Raw genomic sequence first — 15317 nt, 5'->3', positions numbered from 1 at the left:
GTAAATACCCCTCTCTTTAGGGGAATATAGAAGCAAAAAAGCCTGAACTTTCGCTCAGGCTTTCTCTTCAAATTTGGCGGTGAGGTCGGGCTTGATTCGCTGCGCTCACCCTGCGGGCGGCCTGCGGCCGTCCAAAATGGCAGGCCATTTTGTCGAACCCTGTCGAGGGTTCTCACCCCTCTCTTTCTGGGGAATATAAAAGCAAAAAAGCCTGAACTTTCGCTCAGGCTTTCTCTTCAAATTTGGCGGTGAGAGAGGGGTTCGAACCCTCGATACACTTACGCGTATACACACTTTCCAGGCGTGCTCCTTCAGCCACTCAGACACCTCACCGTTTCGTTGCGCGTTACTCAGTGCAACGGGGCGCTACTATAGGGAGTGACGGTGATCCGGTCAAGAATATTTTCTCGGTTTTAGCATGGGTGGTTAAGCGGTGTTCGCATTGCTGCAAAGTCAGGCGGAAATAGCCGTTGGCCAGAACCCGAATCGTCACGAGCCAATCCTCAGAACGCAACGTAAAAAAAACCTCTCAGCCGATTACCACTCACCAACTAACTCTTATTAGGTATTTGATTTCCAAGCACGTTCAGCCGTTTTGCGCCACTTCGCAAAAATCAATCGAAGTCTTGAATTAGCCCCTCTTAACTTGATTAAAGACAACAATTTTTGTGTGGTCTATGTTATCCATAGCGAGCACGCAATGTCGATGATATGTCCTTCGTGGATCAAATAACTAATAAGCCGCTGCTATCAAGCAGGCTAAATGGATGGGATGCTTATGACTAAGGTAAGCAATATATTGGCTATTTTTCTGGCAGGGATCTGTGCTGGTCTTGTTTCGTTCTCGCTACAAGCCGACGCAACCAATACCGCAGCACCACAGAAGATCGAAGCCAAAAACGAAAAGTTCGCTACGCCTCACCCCGATCAATACCAATCATGGAAAGCAACATCAGAGCAGTCTGAACAGACTGATGCGCTGGCGGAAGACCCGCGCCTGGTGATTTTGTGGGCCGGATATCCTTTTGCTAAAGACTACAAAAAACCGCGCGGCCACTCCTATGCGCTGACGGATGTGCGTGAAACGCTGCGCACCGGTGCGCCAAAAACGGCTGAAGATGGGCCATTGCCGATGGCCTGCTGGAGCTGCAAAAGCCCAGACGTCGCCAGAATGATCACCGAACAGGGGGAAGAGGGCTACTTCCATGGCAAATGGGCGCGCGGCGGCCCGGAAATTGTCAACAATCTCGGCTGTGCGGATTGTCATAACACCGCTTCAGCGGAGTTCGCCGAGGGTAAACCGGCGTTGAGGCTTTCCCGTCCTTATGCGGCCAGGGCGATGGAGGCGATCGGTAAACCCTTTGATAAGGCAGGGCGGCTCGATCAGCAAGCCATGGTGTGCGGGCAGTGCCACGTTGAATACTATTTTGATGGCAAAGATAAAGCGGTGAAATTCCCTTGGGATAAAGGGACCACCGTCGATGATATGGAAGTTTATTACGACAATATCGCTTTCTCCGACTGGACCAATCCACTGTCCAAAGCGCCGATGATCAAAGCCCAGCATCCAGAATATGAAACCTGGCGCGCAGGCATTCACGGCCAGAACAATGTGACCTGTATCGATTGCCACATGCCGAAAGTGCAAAACGCCCAAGGCAAAATCTATACCGATCATAAGATTGGCAACCCGTTCGATAACTTCGAAAAAACCTGTGCCACCTGCCATACCCAGGATAAAGCCAGCCTGCAAGGGATCGTGACCAAGCGCAAACAGGATATTACCGAGATCAAGCTGAAGGTCGAAGACCAACTGGTGCATGCGCACTTCGAGGCGAAAGCCGCGTGGGATGCCGGTGCCACAGAAGCGGAGATGAAACCGATCCTGACGGATATCCGCCATGCGCAATGGCGCTGGGATTATGCCATCGCCTCGCACGGCATCCATATGCATGCTCCGGACGTGGCGCTGCGGGTGCTGGGCACCGCGCTCGATCAGGCCGCTCAGGCCCGCACCAAGCTGGCTCGTTTGCTGGCGACCAAGGGCATCAGCCATGAAATTCCGTTGCCGGATATCTCCACCAAGCAAAAGGCGCAGTTAGCCTTGGGCATGGATATGCCACAGCTCAATGCGGAAAAGCAGGAATTCCTCAAGACGGTGGTACCGCAGTGGGATGAGCATGCGCGCAAAGCCGGGCGGCTAAGCCAATAACCCCTCCGCCCCATGCGCGGGGCGTAAAGACATGGAGTGAATATGAGCGTACTGCGTTCGTTATTAACTACCGGGGTGCTGGCTTGCAGCCTTTGGCTGACAGTGTTACCGGTATCAGCTCAGCCTGACAGCCCCGCGGTGCAACAGAAAACCGCTGACGTGGCGTTGCAGCGTAACCCCGATGATGCCTGCTTGCGCTGCCATAAGCCGCAGCAAAGTGCGATGCATGGTAAACATGAAGGTGCAATCAACCCGAATAATCAGTTGCCGGTGACCTGTACCAACTGCCACGGTAACCCTTCACCGTTGCACCGTGAAGGGGTGAAAGATGTGATGCGCTTTAATGAGCCGATGTATGGCGTAGAAGCGCAAAATAGCGTCTGTATGTCTTGCCACCTGCCGGAGGCGTTGCAAAAAGCCTTCTGGCCGCACGATGTTCATTTGGCCAAAGTGACCTGCGCCAGTTGCCATCAGCTTCATCCTCAGCAGGATAAAATGCAGGAGCTGAGTGATAAAGGGCGGATACAGATCTGCGTGGATTGCCATCGTCAGCAACAGCATGATCCGGCGTTTAATCCAGCAGCCGTACGGCTGGGTAAGGAGCAGCCATGAGCTGTTCACGACGGCGTTTTATTACCGGTATAGGCGTTCTGGCCGTGGCGTCTACTGCCGTTGAACAGGTGCTGGCGCGCACCATGAACGTGAATGGCGTGCGCTATGGCATGGTGCATGACGAATCGCGCTGTATCGGTTGCACCGCCTGCATGGATGCCTGCCGGGAAGTCAATCAGGTGCCAGAGGGCGTTTCGCGCCTGACCATCATCCGCAGCGAGCCGATCGGCAGTTTCCCCGACGTGAAGTACCGGTTTTTCCGCCACTCCTGCCAGCATTGCGATGATGCGCCCTGTGTGGATGTCTGCCCGACCGGCGCTTCATTCCGCGATGCCGCCAGCGGGATTGTTGACGTAAATCCCGATCTTTGCGTCGGTTGCCAATATTGCATTGCCGCGTGCCCGTATCGGGTGCGATTTATTCACCCGATCGGCAAAACGGCAGATAAATGCGACTTTTGCCGCAAAACCAATCTGCGCCAGGGCAAACAGCCCGCCTGTGTGCTGTCCTGCCCGACCCAGGCGCTGACCTTTGGCAATCTCGACGATCCTGGCAGTGATATCTCGCGCCTGCTGAAGCAGACCACGACTTACCGCTACAAAATTGCGCTGGGTACCCGGCCCAAAGTGTATCGCGTGCCTTTTAAATATGGGGAGATAAGTCAATGACCTCTGCGTTTCATTTTGACTCTCTAGTCTGGGACTGGCCGATCGCGATTTATCTGTTTCTGATTGGGATTTCTGCTGGCCTGGTAACCCTGAGCATTCTGCTGCGCCGCTATCATCCGGCAGAAGGCACTTCCCACAGCCGCATCATGCGCACCACGCTGTTTATTGCGCCCAGTTCGATCGTGCTGGGGCTGGTGATCCTGATTTTCCACCTGACGCGCCCATGGACCTTCTGGAAGCTGATGTTTCATTACAGTTTCACCTCGGTGATGTCGATGGGGGTGATGCTGTTTCAGGTGTATACGTTGGTGCTGGTGGTCTGGCTGGCGTTGATTTTCCGTGACGAAGTCGCTGTGCTACAGCAGCGCTGGCTACCGAAGCTGACGCTGATCCCCACGCTGCTGGCGCGGATCCTGCCGCTGCTGCGCCCGATTGAAACGCTGATGATGCTGTTGGCGGTGCTGTTGGGAGCCTATACCGGGTTCCTGCTGTCCGCGTTGAAATCCTACCCGATGCTCAATAACCCGCTGTTACCGGCGCTGTTTTTGTTCTCGGGGGTGTCATCCGGGATCGCGGTGGCGCTGTTAGCCTTTGTGTTCGGCCCCAAAGGCGATCTGCACAGCAAAGAAATGCATTTTCTGCACCGGGTAGAAACGCCGGTGGTCTGGCTGGAGATTTTCCTGCTGGCCGCCTTCTTCATCGGCCTGTGGCTGGGGGATGACGGCAAGTTACGCGCGCTGTCGGCGGCGCTGGGCGGTGGCTTCTGGGCCTGGTGGTTCTGGCTGGGCGTGGTCGGTGTCGGGCTGTTCCTGCCGCTGTTGTTGAAGGCGTTGGGCTGGGGCAAGGCGCATGTTCATATCCTGCTGATCAGCGGCAGCAGCCTGTGCGGTGTGCTGCTGCTGCGTTATTTCATTCTGTATGCCGGGCAAATGACGGTAGCTTGAATGACATTAGCAGCGAAATAAGGCGGTAAGCGTGCTGTTGTGGTTACCCGAATTGGGGTTTGGCGCACTGTTGCTGGCGTGTACGGCGTCATTGCTGATGTCTGGCGTGACGCTGTTTGCACGTAGCCGGTTAGCGCTATTGCCGGTCCGTGGCTGGAGTTTGGCGATATTTGCGCTGGTCGCGCTGGCATTCGCTATCCTGCTGTTGTTGTTTTTACGCGATGATTTTTCTGTGCTGTATGTTGCCCAGCACGGGCACCGGCAATTATCAGGGTTGCTTAAAGCCGGAGCGCTGTGGGGTGGCCATGAAGGTTCATTGTTGCTTTGGCTGCTGTGCCTGACCGGCTGGGCTGCCGTTTTCGCCTGGCGCAGTAAACCAGAAGAGGTAACGGCTTCCATCACGCTGGGTATTCTGGCGCTGATCGTCGGCTGCTTTCTGGTCTTCATTCTGCTTTTCTCCGATCCCTTTGTTCGCGTTTTCCCTCCGGCGGTTGAAGGGCGTGATCTGAACCCGATGCTGCAACATATCGGGCTGATCCTGCACCCACCTTTGCTGTATCTCGGCTATGCCGGGTTTGCCGTCTGTAGTGCCTTGATGCTGGCGGCTTTGCTCAAAGGGGCGTTTAGCGCCCAGATTGCCGGGCAGTGCCAGCGTTGGGCTGCTCCGGCGTGGTGCTTTCTCACCGCCGGGATCATCCTGGGTTCCTGGTGGGCCTACAGTGAATTGGGCTGGGGCGGCTGGTGGTTCTGGGATCCGGTCGAAAATGCCTCTTTGCTGCCCTGGTTGACCGCGACGGCATTGCTGCACAGCCTGGCCGCTAGCCAGAGCACCGGCGGGTTGCGGCACTGGTCGCTGCTGCTGGCGCTCGGAACGTTTGTGCTCAGCCTGTTGGGAACCTTGATTGTGCGCTCCGGCGTGCTGCTCTCGGTACATGCCTTCGCGCTGGATGAACAGCGGGCATTACCGCTATTCGTGCTGTTTGCTTTCCTGAGCGGTGCCTCGTTTCTGATCTACGCTCTGCGTGCCAACCGTGAGGAGCAACCTGCACCGCGCGCTCAACCAGTGCTGCTGGCGACCTTGCTGCTGTTCAGTTCGGCAGCATTGATCGTGCTGATCGGCACGCTCTACCCGATGCTGTATCGGCTGATGGGTTGGGGGCAAATCTCGGTAGGTGCGCCTTACTTCAACTTGGTTCTGCTGCCTTTTGGGCTAGTAGCATTAATCCTGATGGGTGTTGGTGGCTTTCGCCGCCAGCTTGCGCCGTGGATTGCGCATTCCGGCGTGCTGCTGGTCGCCTTGGGCATTCTGTGTTCATCGTTGCAACGGCATGAGGTCAGCCTGAATGTGGCCGTTGGGGAAAGCGTGACGCTGGCCGGTTACGAGTTCTCGTTCCGCTCGATCGAACTCCAGGCGCAGGGCAATTTCACCAGCGAGCAGGCGGTGATTGACGTTTCACGGCAAGGGAAGGTGGTGACGCAGCTTAGGCCGGAGCGGCGCTTTTACAGCGCGCGTCGGCAGCAGATGTTTGAACCGGGTATCGACTGGAATCTGCTGCATGACTGGTACGTGGTAATGGGCGAAAAGAGCGGCGAAAATCGCTACGCCATGCGGTTTTATGTGCAGACCGGTATCCGTTGGATCTGGTGGGGCGGCGCACTGATGATGATCGGCGTGCTGGCCGCCGGTTGGCAAAGGAGAAAACCATGCGCAGATTAGCCCTTGTGCTGCTGTGGTGTGCGCTGGCATGGCCGCTGCGGGCGCAGGTGGTGGATACCTGGGCATTTTCCTCGCCCGCAGTGCAGGAGCACGCCCTGTCTGTGGCGGCTAAAATACGCTGCCCGCAGTGCCAGAATCAGAACCTGTTGGAGTCCAATGCGCCAGCGGCAGTGGCCATGCGCCACGAGGTGTTTGCCATGACGGAGCAGGGCAAAACGGAAAGCGAAATCATGAATTTCATGACCGCGCGTTACGGCAATTTTGTGCGCTATCAACCCGCGTTAGAGGCTTCAACGGTGGTGCTTTGGGGGCTGCCGCCGCTGCTGTTGGTGCTGATCGGTATCGTGCTGTGGCGCGGCAGGAGCAAGCCATGACGCCGCGCCGTTTTCATCTGCTGTTGATCGGCCTGACATTGGCGATCGCGGCTGGCCTGTATCTGTCTAGTGGCCGCCCGGCAAGCCTACTGGCCCAGCAGCAGGTGCAGAATTTAACCCTGGCACAGCAGGCCGATAACAGGCTGATGCGGCTACAGCAAAAACTTCGTCAGAATCCGCAGGACAGCGTGCTGTGGGCAGAATTGGGCGAATATTATCTCTACACCGATAATTTTGACTCAGCGCTACAAGCCTATCAGCAGGCGCTGGCGCTGCGTGGCAGTAATGCAGAGCTGTATTCCGCACTGGCAACGGTGCTCTATTATCAGGCCGGGCAGCATCTTACGCCGCAGGCGGCAGGCTATATAGAACAAGCCTTGCAGATGGATAAAGACGAAGTCTCAGCCTTGATGCTGCTGGCAGCAGATGCCTTTATGCAGGCAGATTACCCGCGGGCGATCGGTCTGTGGCAGCGCCTGTTAGACAGCAATTCGCCACGCGTGAATCGCCAGCAGCTTATCGAGGCGATTAATATGGCTAACCTGCTGGTGCAGCAACCATAAACCGCCTCAGGCCCGCAGAAAATCGTGCCAGCGGCGCACCAGATAATTATGCTCGTCCATCACGGAGTTCCAAACCGCGATATGGCTCATCCGCTGCTCATAGCTGCCACCATCGCGGGTTTCACCTTGTGGGATCAGCGGGTTGCCATAGGCATCCGGCAGATCTTCGCTGGCGGCTTTACCGGCGTACCAGTAGTCCCATTCGGCTGGCGACAGGTAAGGGCGGCTGCGCTGCGGGTTGGAAATGTAGTAGCCCTGTTTCGCCATCATGGCGCCCGGCCAGCCGGATTGCCACCAGCTGAGGTAGGCATAGGCGGCATCCAGCGTTCTACCGCTGGCGCAGCGAGATAAAGACAGCCCGCCATACCAGGCTCGGTAACCCTCGCGCGGGGTAGCCAATTTATAGCCCTTCTGTTGGTAATGATGGCGGAAATAGGTGGGTGCCCACAGGCTCTGAATGCTGATGAGTGGATCGTCGATCAATCGATAGGCTTCATCCTGGCTGGCCCAGAACGCGGCAAAATGCCCTTGGCGTTGCAAAGCAGAAAGCTCGTTGGTCAGATTATCAATCTCTTCCAGATTCAGATTGCCGACGTTGGCAAAGCGCATCAGCCCGGCCCCTTGCGCCGCCAGTGCCGCATCCAATCCCCCCATGGCCGCATCGTTTTGCAGTGCCACTTGCCCGCTAAAGCCGGGGTGCAACAGCCAGCCCCAGCTCTCTTCCTGATCGTGCAAAACCTGGGGCAAACGGGCGGTATGGTAGGCAAAACTGTCGGCGTTATGCGTCAACGGCAACATACTGATGTGGTCGGTGGGGTGACTGCTCAGGCTGTGATCGTGCTGAACATACAGGCGTTCTACCGGCACGCTGCCGTCGCCCAACCGCCCGCCGGGAAATAGCGTGCCAAACTTGGGCAGATCGTTGATCTCATCCCAATAGCTCAGCCGTTTGATATCCAACGGTTGAATCGCCTGTGCTGGCCAGACGAAATCCACGTTGTGAAACCACTGATCGTAAAGATCGTAACGCTCAGGGTGCATCACGGCAATACGCTGTGCATCCTGCACATCGCAGATCTGGTATTCGATACGCAACCCAAGGTCTTGCTCTGCACGCTGGCGCAGAAGCTCCAGCAGAGTGACCGAGGTGCCCAAGACTCGCAGGGTGATCGGGGTTACAGCGGTAGCGCTTGATTTCATGACGTTCTTGCTCCGGCAGCGGTGGTTTCTGTCGTGTAAGGTTGCAGAAAATGGCTAAAGGCATTTTGCAGGCATGAAGCGGAAATGCCACGCATGATAAACACTAATTGCGATTGTCGCCGCACTTCTGGCCAAGCCGAAAGATGAATTGGGGGATGCAGGCTGTGCTGCACCCCGTGGATCACCACCGGGGTGGCGCTTTCGGCTACGTTTAACAGCCCTTTGATGCGCAGTATAGACTGGCCATGGCAATGCAGCAGCATGGAGAGCCAGACGGCGAAAGCTGACCAGTTAATCTGCTGATCAAACGTGATAACGCAGGTGGTGGTGGCCGGATGTTCCGCGCGGGTGGTGGGTGCCTTCATCGGCAGCGCTATTTCCCCCAGCCAACGCCGGAAGCGTTGCGGAGCCTGCGGATTGAATGGGGTAGCAAACAGGCTGAGATCGCCATCGGCCAGCTCACGGCTACAGGCAATCTGCGCCAGCGGATTCAACCGTTGCAGATAGTCCCGCAGCGCGGGCAATTCCTCCGGCGGAATGCGATCGGTTTTACTCAGCAGCAGCCAGTCAGCTGCGGTGACCTGCGCTAACCATTCCGGCTGCTGTTCTGCCTGCTGCCAGCCGTGTTCGCTATCGACCAGCGTGACCAGCATCCCCTGAGAAAAGTGGTGCTGAAGCTGTCGATCGTGCAGCAAGGTGGCGAGAATAGGGGCCGGATCTGCCAGCCCGGTGGTTTCCAGAATGACCTTGCTGAACGGCGGAAGCTGGCCGCGTTGGCGGCGCTCATACAAATCCAGCAGGGCCTGCTTCAGCTCGCCGCGAATGGCGCAGCACAGACAGCCCCCCGGCAGCAGGACAATATCGGGCGCCACCTCGTTCAGCAGCAGGTGATCGATACCCACTTCGCCGAACTCATTAACCAGCAGCGCCACATCGTGCAAATCCGGCCCGGCCAGTAAACGCTTCAGCAGCGTGGTTTTGCCGCTGCCGAGAAAGCCGCTCAGAACGTGTACCGGCAGTTTAGTTTCCTGAGTCATGGTGCCTCCGCAAGTTTCAGGGCGGCGAGATAGGCCGGGTCCAGAGGATCGATCGGATGCTTCAGCAAGCGTTCTGCCTCAACCCACAGTTGCTCCAGGCGAGTGATCACCTGTTGCTGACCGGTGGGGCTCGCCAACAGCCATGCGCTGCCGTGCACATCACTCAGTTTTAACCTGAAGGGTGCCAAGGCTCGGTTCAACACCGCCAACTGTTGCAGCCGAAGTTGGCGCACTGGCAGGGACTGTTGCTGTAGCGGATCGCTCCACTGCGGTGCATCATTCAATAATCCACAAAGTCCGCACATCATTCGTGCTCCTCAAGTCAGGGCATGACATCGCCGGAGTTCGGCCCCAGCGTCTGGCCCACGTACAGATTGCCGCCCGGATCGCTGGCCAGCAGCAATGCCGTGGGGGCGATCTCGTCGGCATTGCCAAAACGGCCGAGTGGCAATTCGGCGGCTTTGGCGGCCTTCCAGGCGCAGCTGATCCCGGCCACCAGCGGCGTTTCTATCGGCCCAGGGGCAATAGCGTTCACCAGCACGTTGTGGCTGGCGACTTCCAGCGCCAGTGACTTGGTAAAGCCGATCACGCCCGCTTTGGCCGCCGCATAGTGGCAAAGCTCGGCACCGCCTTTGATCCCCAGTTGCGAAGCAATATTAATGATGCGCCCCCAGCGTTGTTGCAGCATGTAAGGCAGGGCGCGTTGGGCTGCGATAAAGACGCTGCGCAGATCCACCGCCATCATCTCGTCCCACATCTCTAACGTCAGTTCGGTACAGCGCGCCTGTGTCAGCATACCGGCATTATTCACCAGAATATCGATGCCACCCAGCAGATGCAGACATTCATCCACACCGCGCTGGGCACCGGCAGGATCGCCGACGTCAGCGACTACCCCATAGCAGGTTGCGCCCAGCGAGCGGCAGTGGCTGACCATGGCTTCCAGCCCGGATGCATTATGGTCGCTGAGTACCAAGGCGCTGCCCTCGGCAGCAAACAGGCGGGCAATGGCGGCACCAATGCCGCTAGCCGCGCCGGTGATCAGCGTTCGACGATGTTGCAGTAACATGTTTCGCTCCCTAGTCACGGTTAGTCAGGCCAGCGGACGGTCAACCCGCCATCGATAATCAGGCTCTGGCCGGTAATGTAAGAGGCATCCTCACTGCAAAGAAAGCGGATCAGCCTGGCTACTTCTTCTGGCCGCCCGACTCGCCCCAACGGAATGCTGCGTGCGGCTTTAGCCAAGCCTTCTGGCCCCAGCGAGTTTTGCTTGTCCAGCGATTGCGGGGTTTCGATCAGGCCAGGGATCACCGCATTACAGCGAATGCCGCGCGGTGCCAGTTCCACCGCCATGGAACGGCAGATACCGGGAACCCCGGCTTTGGCGGCGGCATAGTGGGCATGATCCTGCCAGCCATAAACCCCACCGGCGATCGAGGAGATCGCCACCATGCTGCCAGCCCCTTGCATGTGAGTGGACGCGGCACGGAACAGCCGCATTACCCCGCTTAAATCTACATTGAGCATTTCATTCCATTGCTCGTCGCTCATCTCGCCGATTGAAGCGCGGCGCAGTAAACCGGCGTTGGCCACGGCGTAATCAATACGGCCGAAATGTTCTGCCGCGCGCTGGGCGAAAGCATTCACCGATGGGGTTGAAGCCACATCCAGCTCTAACCACAGCGCCTCACCCCCAATGGCTGCTACCTGAGCGGCGGCTTGCCGATAGTCATGCGGATCCTGAGGGAAATAGCCTGCGGCGACGCGCACGCCACAGCGGGCGAACTCCAGCGCTAAGGCTAGGCCGATACCGCTGGCCGCACCGCTGATCAGCGCCACCGGGCGTGAGGTTGCATGTTCGGTCATGATTAACTCCTTATCCGTAAAGTAGGGGGAGCCAGCTCCCCCAGTTCAAACTATTTCACGCTGTGGGGGGCGACATGGCGGGCAAACAGCATAATGATGCCCGAGGCAAAGCAGGGAACTGCGCCGAAGAACAGCGCGGCGCTCTGCCAGTTGCCGCCGCTGCTGAGAATGGTGGTGCTGCCAATCCCGGCAATAATGGCACCAACCGGCCCCATGGCCCCAATCAAGGCTCCGGCGGTGGCACGGATAGCAGTCGGGAAGCTCTCGCTGATAAAGAACAGGGCGGCGGCATACGGCCCGATCAGGAAGAACAGGCCAACGCTGTACAGGATAACGATGATGGCGAAATTGCTCGGGCAAAACAGCATGGCGGCAAAGGCCAGGCCACCCAGTATCCAGCCGACGGCAATGGTATTGCGCCTGCCGAAGCGATCGCCCAGCCAGCCGTGCACCAGATAACCGCAGTAGCCAACCAGATTGGACAGCACCAGAATCAACAGCGAGTTGGCAAAAGAGACGTTATGCACTTTGGTGATTACCGTGGTGCCAAGTACGCTGAAAATCTGAATGGCAAACCAGTTGATCAGCACCGCACAGCCCAGCACCAGGGTGGCGCGTAGCGACGTACCGCGAAACGTCGCCGCCAGACCGGCACTCTGATGATCGCCGTAATCGATATGGTAATCTTCCGCCACCTGCCGGGCTTTATCGGCCTGATTGGCGTTACGCAACCGGTGAATATGCTGGTGGATTTGAAACTGCGGGGTTTCTTTCAGCTTCAACGCCAGCAGGGCGATGATAAACGACGGAATGGCGGCAAAGATAAAGCTGCCCTGCCAGCCGATAAGCGGCATCAACAGCGCGGTCAACGCAGAGGCGACCAGTGCGCCGACCGGCCAGCCGCCCTGCACCAAACTGTAGATAAAGCCTTTGCGCCGGTTCAGTTTTGGATCGTTGATGGCGGCATACAGCTCAGTAAGGTAAGTCGCGTTCACGGTCTGTTCGGCATAACCTAACCCTGCTACTGAGCGGATGCCGATCAAGGCACCTTTGCCCCAGGCTCCCCCTACGGCGGTCAACAGCGAACAGACAGCGGCACCGGTGACGGTCACGATGATACCAAGCCTGCGGCCCAACCGGTCCACCAGCGGGCCGACGCCAAGGGCCACAACGGCACCGCCAACCGCCACCCAGGTTGCCAGCTTGGCCTGCTCAACTTCGCTCCAGTTGAAATGATTACCGATCTCCGGCAGTAGCGTGCCGAACAGAATAAAGTCGTAGACGGCGAATACCCAGGCGAAGAACGCGATCCAGGTGGCGAATTTGACATCTTTCAGGGTTAATGGCTGTGGCTGCCAGCCATCGACCGTGGTTTTTTTATAGATGCTCATGTTTGCTGTCACTCATTCAATAGGGGGAGTCAGGATTAGACTTTGCGCGGTACGCGGCGCAGGTAGTCGTCAGCAATTTCATCAAAGGTCACGAAGCGCACGCCTTGATGGCTTTGGATGTGTTTGATTAACCGCTCCAGCATCAGTAACACCTGCGGGCGGCCAGACACGTCGGGATGGATGGTCATGGTAAACACTGCGTAGTCGTTCTCGCGGTACACCCAGTCGAACTGATCGCGCCACATCTCCTCCAGGTGACGAGGGTTGACGAAGCCGTGGCTGTTCGGGGATTTCTTGATGAACATCATCGGCGGCAGATCGTCCAGGTACCAGTTGGCCGGGATCTCCACCAGATCGGTTTCCTCGCCGCGCTGCAACGGTTTCATCCAACTGTCGGGGTGTTTGCTGTAATCAATGCGGGTCCAACTGTCGCCAACGCGCACATAGTAAGGATGGAAATCGTTGTGCATCAGGCTGTGGTCATACTTGATGCCTTTCTTCAGCAACAGCTCGTTAGTGACGTTGCTGAATTCCCACCAGGGGGCGACATAACCGGTCGGGCGCTTACCCGCTAACTCGGTCACCAGATCGATGCAGCGATCCAGAATGGCCTCTTCCTGCGCGGGCGTCATGGCGATCGGGTTTTCGTGGCTGTAGCCATGCACGCCAATTTCGTGCCCGGCGGCGGCCACCGCCTGCATTTGCTCAGGGAAGGTTTCGATCGAGTGGCCCGGAATAAACCAGGTGGTGCGTAGGTTATGGTCGGCAAACAGCTTCAGCAAACGCGGCGCGCCAACCTCACCGGCAAACAGACCGCGTGAAATATCATCGGGTGAGTCTTCACCGCCGTAGGATCCTAACCAGCCAGCAACGGCATCCACATCAACGCCAAACGCACAGAGTATTTCTTTAGCCATGATAATTGCTCCTAGGTTTGCGAGTTATCGCAGGTAAACCGGTGGCCAGATGGCCTGCCGGGGTGGTCAGGTGGCGGTCAATCAAGGGGGCCACCTCAGTTTTGTCGGGCCATGTGTTGTTCTATGCTGAGCGCCAGATTCAGCAGGCGTTGATCGTCCCCGTTGGGCAACGACAGCAGCAGGCTGGTGGCTAATCCGTTGGCATCCTGGCCGGTTGGCAGCGTGATGCCGGGCATATCCAGCAGGCTGCCCGGCATGGTCAGGCGTAAGGTCGCCAGATTGGTTTGAGCGAACAGTTCGGCATCGTTTTCCAGCGGTGCCAGAGCAGGGGCGACGTGTGCGACGGTTGGAGTAACCAGCACCGCGCCGTTCAGCTCGGTGCGCATTTGCTGCTGCCAGCCGACGCGTTGTTGTAAAAAGCGCGGCAGCAGATCGGCGGGTAACGCCTTGGCGGCCATCAGGCGGGTACGGACACGGGCGTCCATTTGTGCCGCCTGCGGACTTTCAAGCAACGTGCGGTGCAAGGTTAAGGCCTCAACGGCACCCGGCCAACCTTCATCGGCTATCCATTGCAGGCTGTGGTGCAATGCGGCAACCGGCCGCCGGTCGATCAGCACGCCCACAGCAGTGAGTTTGCCCAGCATATTCAGCAGATTTTGCCGCACGCTAGGCTCAACGCGATGGTCATTGAGGATCTGCTCATCAACCCGCAGCACCAGGCCGCGCAGTGATACCGAGGCTGGCGCTGAGCAAGCGCCGGTCAATAGTTGATCCAAGGTGACGGCATCACGCACGCTGCGGCAGAGGGGGCCGAGTGTGTCCAGGCTTTGCGCCAGCGGGAACACTCCGTGGCGGCTGTAACGCTGGCTGCTGCTGCGATAGCCGATCAAACCGTTGAACGCTGCCGGGATGCGGATGGAACCGGCGGTATCGGTACCCAACGCGATAGGAACGACGCCGCGTGCGACGGCGCAGGCCGATCCGCTGGAGGAACCGCCTGGAGCGTGTGCTATGCCGTGACGATCGTAAATTGCCGGGGTACCGAAATGTGGGTTAAGGCCCAGCCCGGAATAGGCAAACTCACTGAGGTTGGTTTTGCCCAGGCAGACCATTCCGGCTGCCTGTAGCCGGGCCACGAGAGCGGTATCCTGCGTGGCCAATGGGGCGTTAAGGCGAGTGGCGGAACCGGCAGTGGTGAGCGAACCGGCCAGATCAAACAGATCTTTCCAGGCGACAGGTATGCCATCCAGCGGGCTTAACGGGGCACCGCGTTGCCAGCGCCTGGTCGCTTCAGCCGCTTCACGGCGTGCCCGCTCGGGGGTTAGGCTGATAAAAACCTCGGGCATCGACTCTGCCAGAGCTAATGCTTGCTCAGTCAGTTCGCTTGGGGTCAAGGTTCCCTGGCGGAAGCGTTCGGCAAAATAGCGGGCATCGCTGTTTTGATCGCCTGAGGATCCCGAAAGTCGATTGTCCATATCGCCCCTTAAAATGTATTTTTCAATAAAATATACATTTTAAGCTAGCAAGAGGAATGCCAATCTGTCAGCCTGTAAAGTTGATTTTTGTGTTTTTATGTGATCAATGTGCTGATTAAGTGTTAAATAAAAGAAAATGGAAATCATGTTTGTGTGATTTACATACAGAATATGAAGTGGCAATAGCGTTGAAAATGAATATTTACTAGAATGATTCATTAATGAGCGGTGTGGATAACAGATTGTACCACCGAGGGGCAAGGTGGCTCATCCGAACGGTGGCTACATCAACTTAACGGACAGAGTGTGCCATAATAGCTGCCATTCAACTGAGAACGGTT

15 protein-coding genes and 1 tRNA gene are annotated in these 15317 nt (G+C 57.4%); 7 read left to right on the top strand and 9 right to left on the bottom strand.

What is annotated here, in order from left to right; all coding sequences use genetic code 11:
• Nucleotides 1-243 precede the first annotated feature (243 nt).
• Nucleotides 244-333 (bottom strand) — tRNA-Ser (locus tag ACX9GT_RS14420).
• Nucleotides 334-778: 445 nt separating this feature from the next.
• On the opposite strand from ACX9GT_RS14420, the gene nrfA reads away from it, so the two are divergent.
• The 7 genes from nrfA to ACX9GT_RS14385 are packed head-to-tail and all read left to right on the top strand — an operon-like array spanning nt 779 to nt 7090.
• Complete coding sequence (nrfA, locus tag ACX9GT_RS14415; RefSeq protein ID WP_473187426.1) at nt 779-2212, top strand: ammonia-forming nitrite reductase cytochrome c552 subunit; 1434 nt, start codon at nt 779-781, stop codon at nt 2210-2212.
• 42 nt (nt 2213-2254) lie between these two features.
• Nucleotides 2255-2824: a cytochrome c nitrite reductase pentaheme subunit gene (gene nrfB / locus ACX9GT_RS14410; protein WP_473187425.1), complete on the top strand. Its 570-nt coding sequence runs from the start codon at nt 2255-2257 to the stop codon at nt 2822-2824.
• Nucleotides 2821-3492, top strand: coding sequence for a cytochrome c nitrite reductase Fe-S protein (gene nrfC / locus ACX9GT_RS14405; RefSeq protein WP_473187424.1), 672 nt, complete (start codon nt 2821-2823; stop codon nt 3490-3492). The genes nrfB and nrfC overlap by 4 nt, the downstream gene beginning before the upstream one ends.
• Nucleotides 3489-4436 (top strand): cytochrome c nitrite reductase subunit NrfD, encoded by a 948-nt coding sequence (nrfD, locus tag ACX9GT_RS14400; protein WP_473187423.1) that lies wholly within the window; start codon nt 3489-3491, stop codon nt 4434-4436. The genes nrfC and nrfD overlap by 4 nt, the downstream gene beginning before the upstream one ends.
• A 31-nt stretch (nt 4437-4467) precedes the next feature.
• A complete protein-coding gene (nrfE, locus tag ACX9GT_RS14395; RefSeq protein WP_473187422.1) occupies nt 4468-6153 on the top strand; it encodes a heme lyase NrfEFG subunit NrfE in 1686 nt (561 codons plus the stop codon).
• Nucleotides 6141-6527, top strand: coding sequence for a heme lyase NrfEFG subunit NrfF (gene nrfF, locus ACX9GT_RS14390; protein ID WP_473187421.1), 387 nt, complete (start codon nt 6141-6143; stop codon nt 6525-6527). The genes nrfE and nrfF overlap by 13 nt, the downstream gene beginning before the upstream one ends.
• Nucleotides 6524-7090 (top strand): TPR domain-containing protein, encoded by a 567-nt coding sequence (locus ACX9GT_RS14385; RefSeq protein ID WP_473187420.1) that lies wholly within the window; start codon nt 6524-6526, stop codon nt 7088-7090. Before nrfF ends, ACX9GT_RS14385 begins: the two co-directional genes overlap by 4 nt.
• 6 nt (nt 7091-7096) lie before the next feature.
• Here ACX9GT_RS14385 and ACX9GT_RS14380 read toward each other — a convergent pair whose 3' ends face one another.
• The 8 genes from ACX9GT_RS14380 to ACX9GT_RS14345 form a co-directional block, all read right to left on the bottom strand.
• A complete protein-coding gene (locus ACX9GT_RS14380; protein ID WP_473187419.1) occupies nt 7097-8290 on the bottom strand; it encodes an ABC transporter substrate-binding protein in 1194 nt (397 codons plus the stop codon).
• Complete coding sequence (locus ACX9GT_RS14375; protein ID WP_473187418.1) at nt 8287-9327, bottom strand: CobW family GTP-binding protein; 1041 nt, start codon at nt 9325-9327, stop codon at nt 8287-8289. Before ACX9GT_RS14375 ends, ACX9GT_RS14380 begins: the two co-directional genes overlap by 4 nt.
• Entirely contained in the window at nt 9324-9635 is a 312-nt protein-coding gene (locus tag ACX9GT_RS14370) for a hypothetical protein (RefSeq protein WP_459402457.1), read from the bottom strand. The genes ACX9GT_RS14375 and ACX9GT_RS14370 overlap by 4 nt, the downstream gene beginning before the upstream one ends.
• Before the next feature lie 14 nt (nt 9636-9649).
• A complete protein-coding gene (locus ACX9GT_RS14365; protein WP_473187417.1) occupies nt 9650-10396 on the bottom strand; it encodes an SDR family NAD(P)-dependent oxidoreductase in 747 nt (248 codons plus the stop codon).
• Nucleotides 10397-10416: 20 nt separating this feature from the next.
• On the bottom strand, nt 10417-11193 hold the full coding sequence (locus tag ACX9GT_RS14360) for an SDR family NAD(P)-dependent oxidoreductase (protein ID WP_473187416.1): 777 nt from the start codon (nt 11191-11193) through the stop codon (nt 10417-10419).
• 50 nt (nt 11194-11243) lie between these two features.
• Nucleotides 11244-12584, bottom strand: a complete 1341-nt coding sequence (locus ACX9GT_RS14355; RefSeq protein WP_473187415.1) for an MFS transporter — start codon at nt 12582-12584, stop codon at nt 11244-11246.
• 35 nt (nt 12585-12619) lie between these two features.
• Nucleotides 12620-13501 carry a polysaccharide deacetylase family protein gene (locus ACX9GT_RS14350; protein WP_459402461.1) on the bottom strand — a complete coding sequence of 294 codons (882 nt, stop codon included), beginning with the start codon at nt 13499-13501 and terminating at the stop codon, nt 12620-12622.
• Between the two features lie 95 nt (nt 13502-13596).
• Entirely contained in the window at nt 13597-14976 is a 1380-nt protein-coding gene (locus ACX9GT_RS14345) for an amidase (protein WP_473187414.1), read from the bottom strand.
• Nucleotides 14977-15317 lie beyond the last annotated feature (341 nt).

The organism is Serratia sp. YWN4 (assembly GCF_055790845.1).
The sequence above is the reverse complement of the archived record's forward strand: the minus strand, read 5'-3'. Positions and strand labels throughout refer to the sequence as shown.

What these genes read in the sequence shown, in the direction of transcription:
- nrfA (WP_473187426.1), top strand. Translation starts at nt 779, where the DNA reads ATGACTAAGGTAAGCAATATATTGGCTATTTTTCTGGCAGGGATCTGT.
- nrfB (WP_473187425.1), top strand. Translation starts at nt 2,255, where the DNA reads ATGAGCGTACTGCGTTCGTTATTAACTACCGGGGTGCTGGCTTGCAGC.
- nrfC (WP_473187424.1), top strand. Translation starts at nt 2,821, where the DNA reads ATGAGCTGTTCACGACGGCGTTTTATTACCGGTATAGGCGTTCTGGCC.
- nrfD (WP_473187423.1), top strand. Translation starts at nt 3,489, where the DNA reads ATGACCTCTGCGTTTCATTTTGACTCTCTAGTCTGGGACTGGCCGATC.
- nrfF (WP_473187421.1), top strand. Translation starts at nt 6,141, where the DNA reads ATGCGCAGATTAGCCCTTGTGCTGCTGTGGTGTGCGCTGGCATGGCCG.
- ACX9GT_RS14385 (WP_473187420.1), top strand. Translation starts at nt 6,524, where the DNA reads ATGACGCCGCGCCGTTTTCATCTGCTGTTGATCGGCCTGACATTGGCG.
- ACX9GT_RS14380 (WP_473187419.1), bottom strand. Translation starts at nt 8,290, where the DNA reads ATGAAATCAAGCGCTACCGCTGTAACCCCGATCACCCTGCGAGTCTTG.
- ACX9GT_RS14375 (WP_473187418.1), bottom strand. Translation starts at nt 9,327, where the DNA reads ATGACTCAGGAAACTAAACTGCCGGTACACGTTCTGAGCGGCTTTCTC.
- ACX9GT_RS14370 (WP_459402457.1), bottom strand. Translation starts at nt 9,635, where the DNA reads ATGATGTGCGGACTTTGTGGATTATTGAATGATGCACCGCAGTGGAGC.
- ACX9GT_RS14365 (WP_473187417.1), bottom strand. Translation starts at nt 10,396, where the DNA reads ATGTTACTGCAACATCGTCGAACGCTGATCACCGGCGCGGCTAGCGGC.
- ACX9GT_RS14360 (WP_473187416.1), bottom strand. Translation starts at nt 11,193, where the DNA reads ATGACCGAACATGCAACCTCACGCCCGGTGGCGCTGATCAGCGGTGCG.
- ACX9GT_RS14355 (WP_473187415.1), bottom strand. Translation starts at nt 12,584, where the DNA reads ATGAGCATCTATAAAAAAACCACGGTCGATGGCTGGCAGCCACAGCCA.
- ACX9GT_RS14350 (WP_459402461.1), bottom strand. Translation starts at nt 13,501, where the DNA reads ATGGCTAAAGAAATACTCTGTGCGTTTGGCGTTGATGTGGATGCCGTT.
- ACX9GT_RS14345 (WP_473187414.1), bottom strand. Translation starts at nt 14,976, where the DNA reads ATGGACAATCGACTTTCGGGATCCTCAGGCGATCAAAACAGCGATGCC.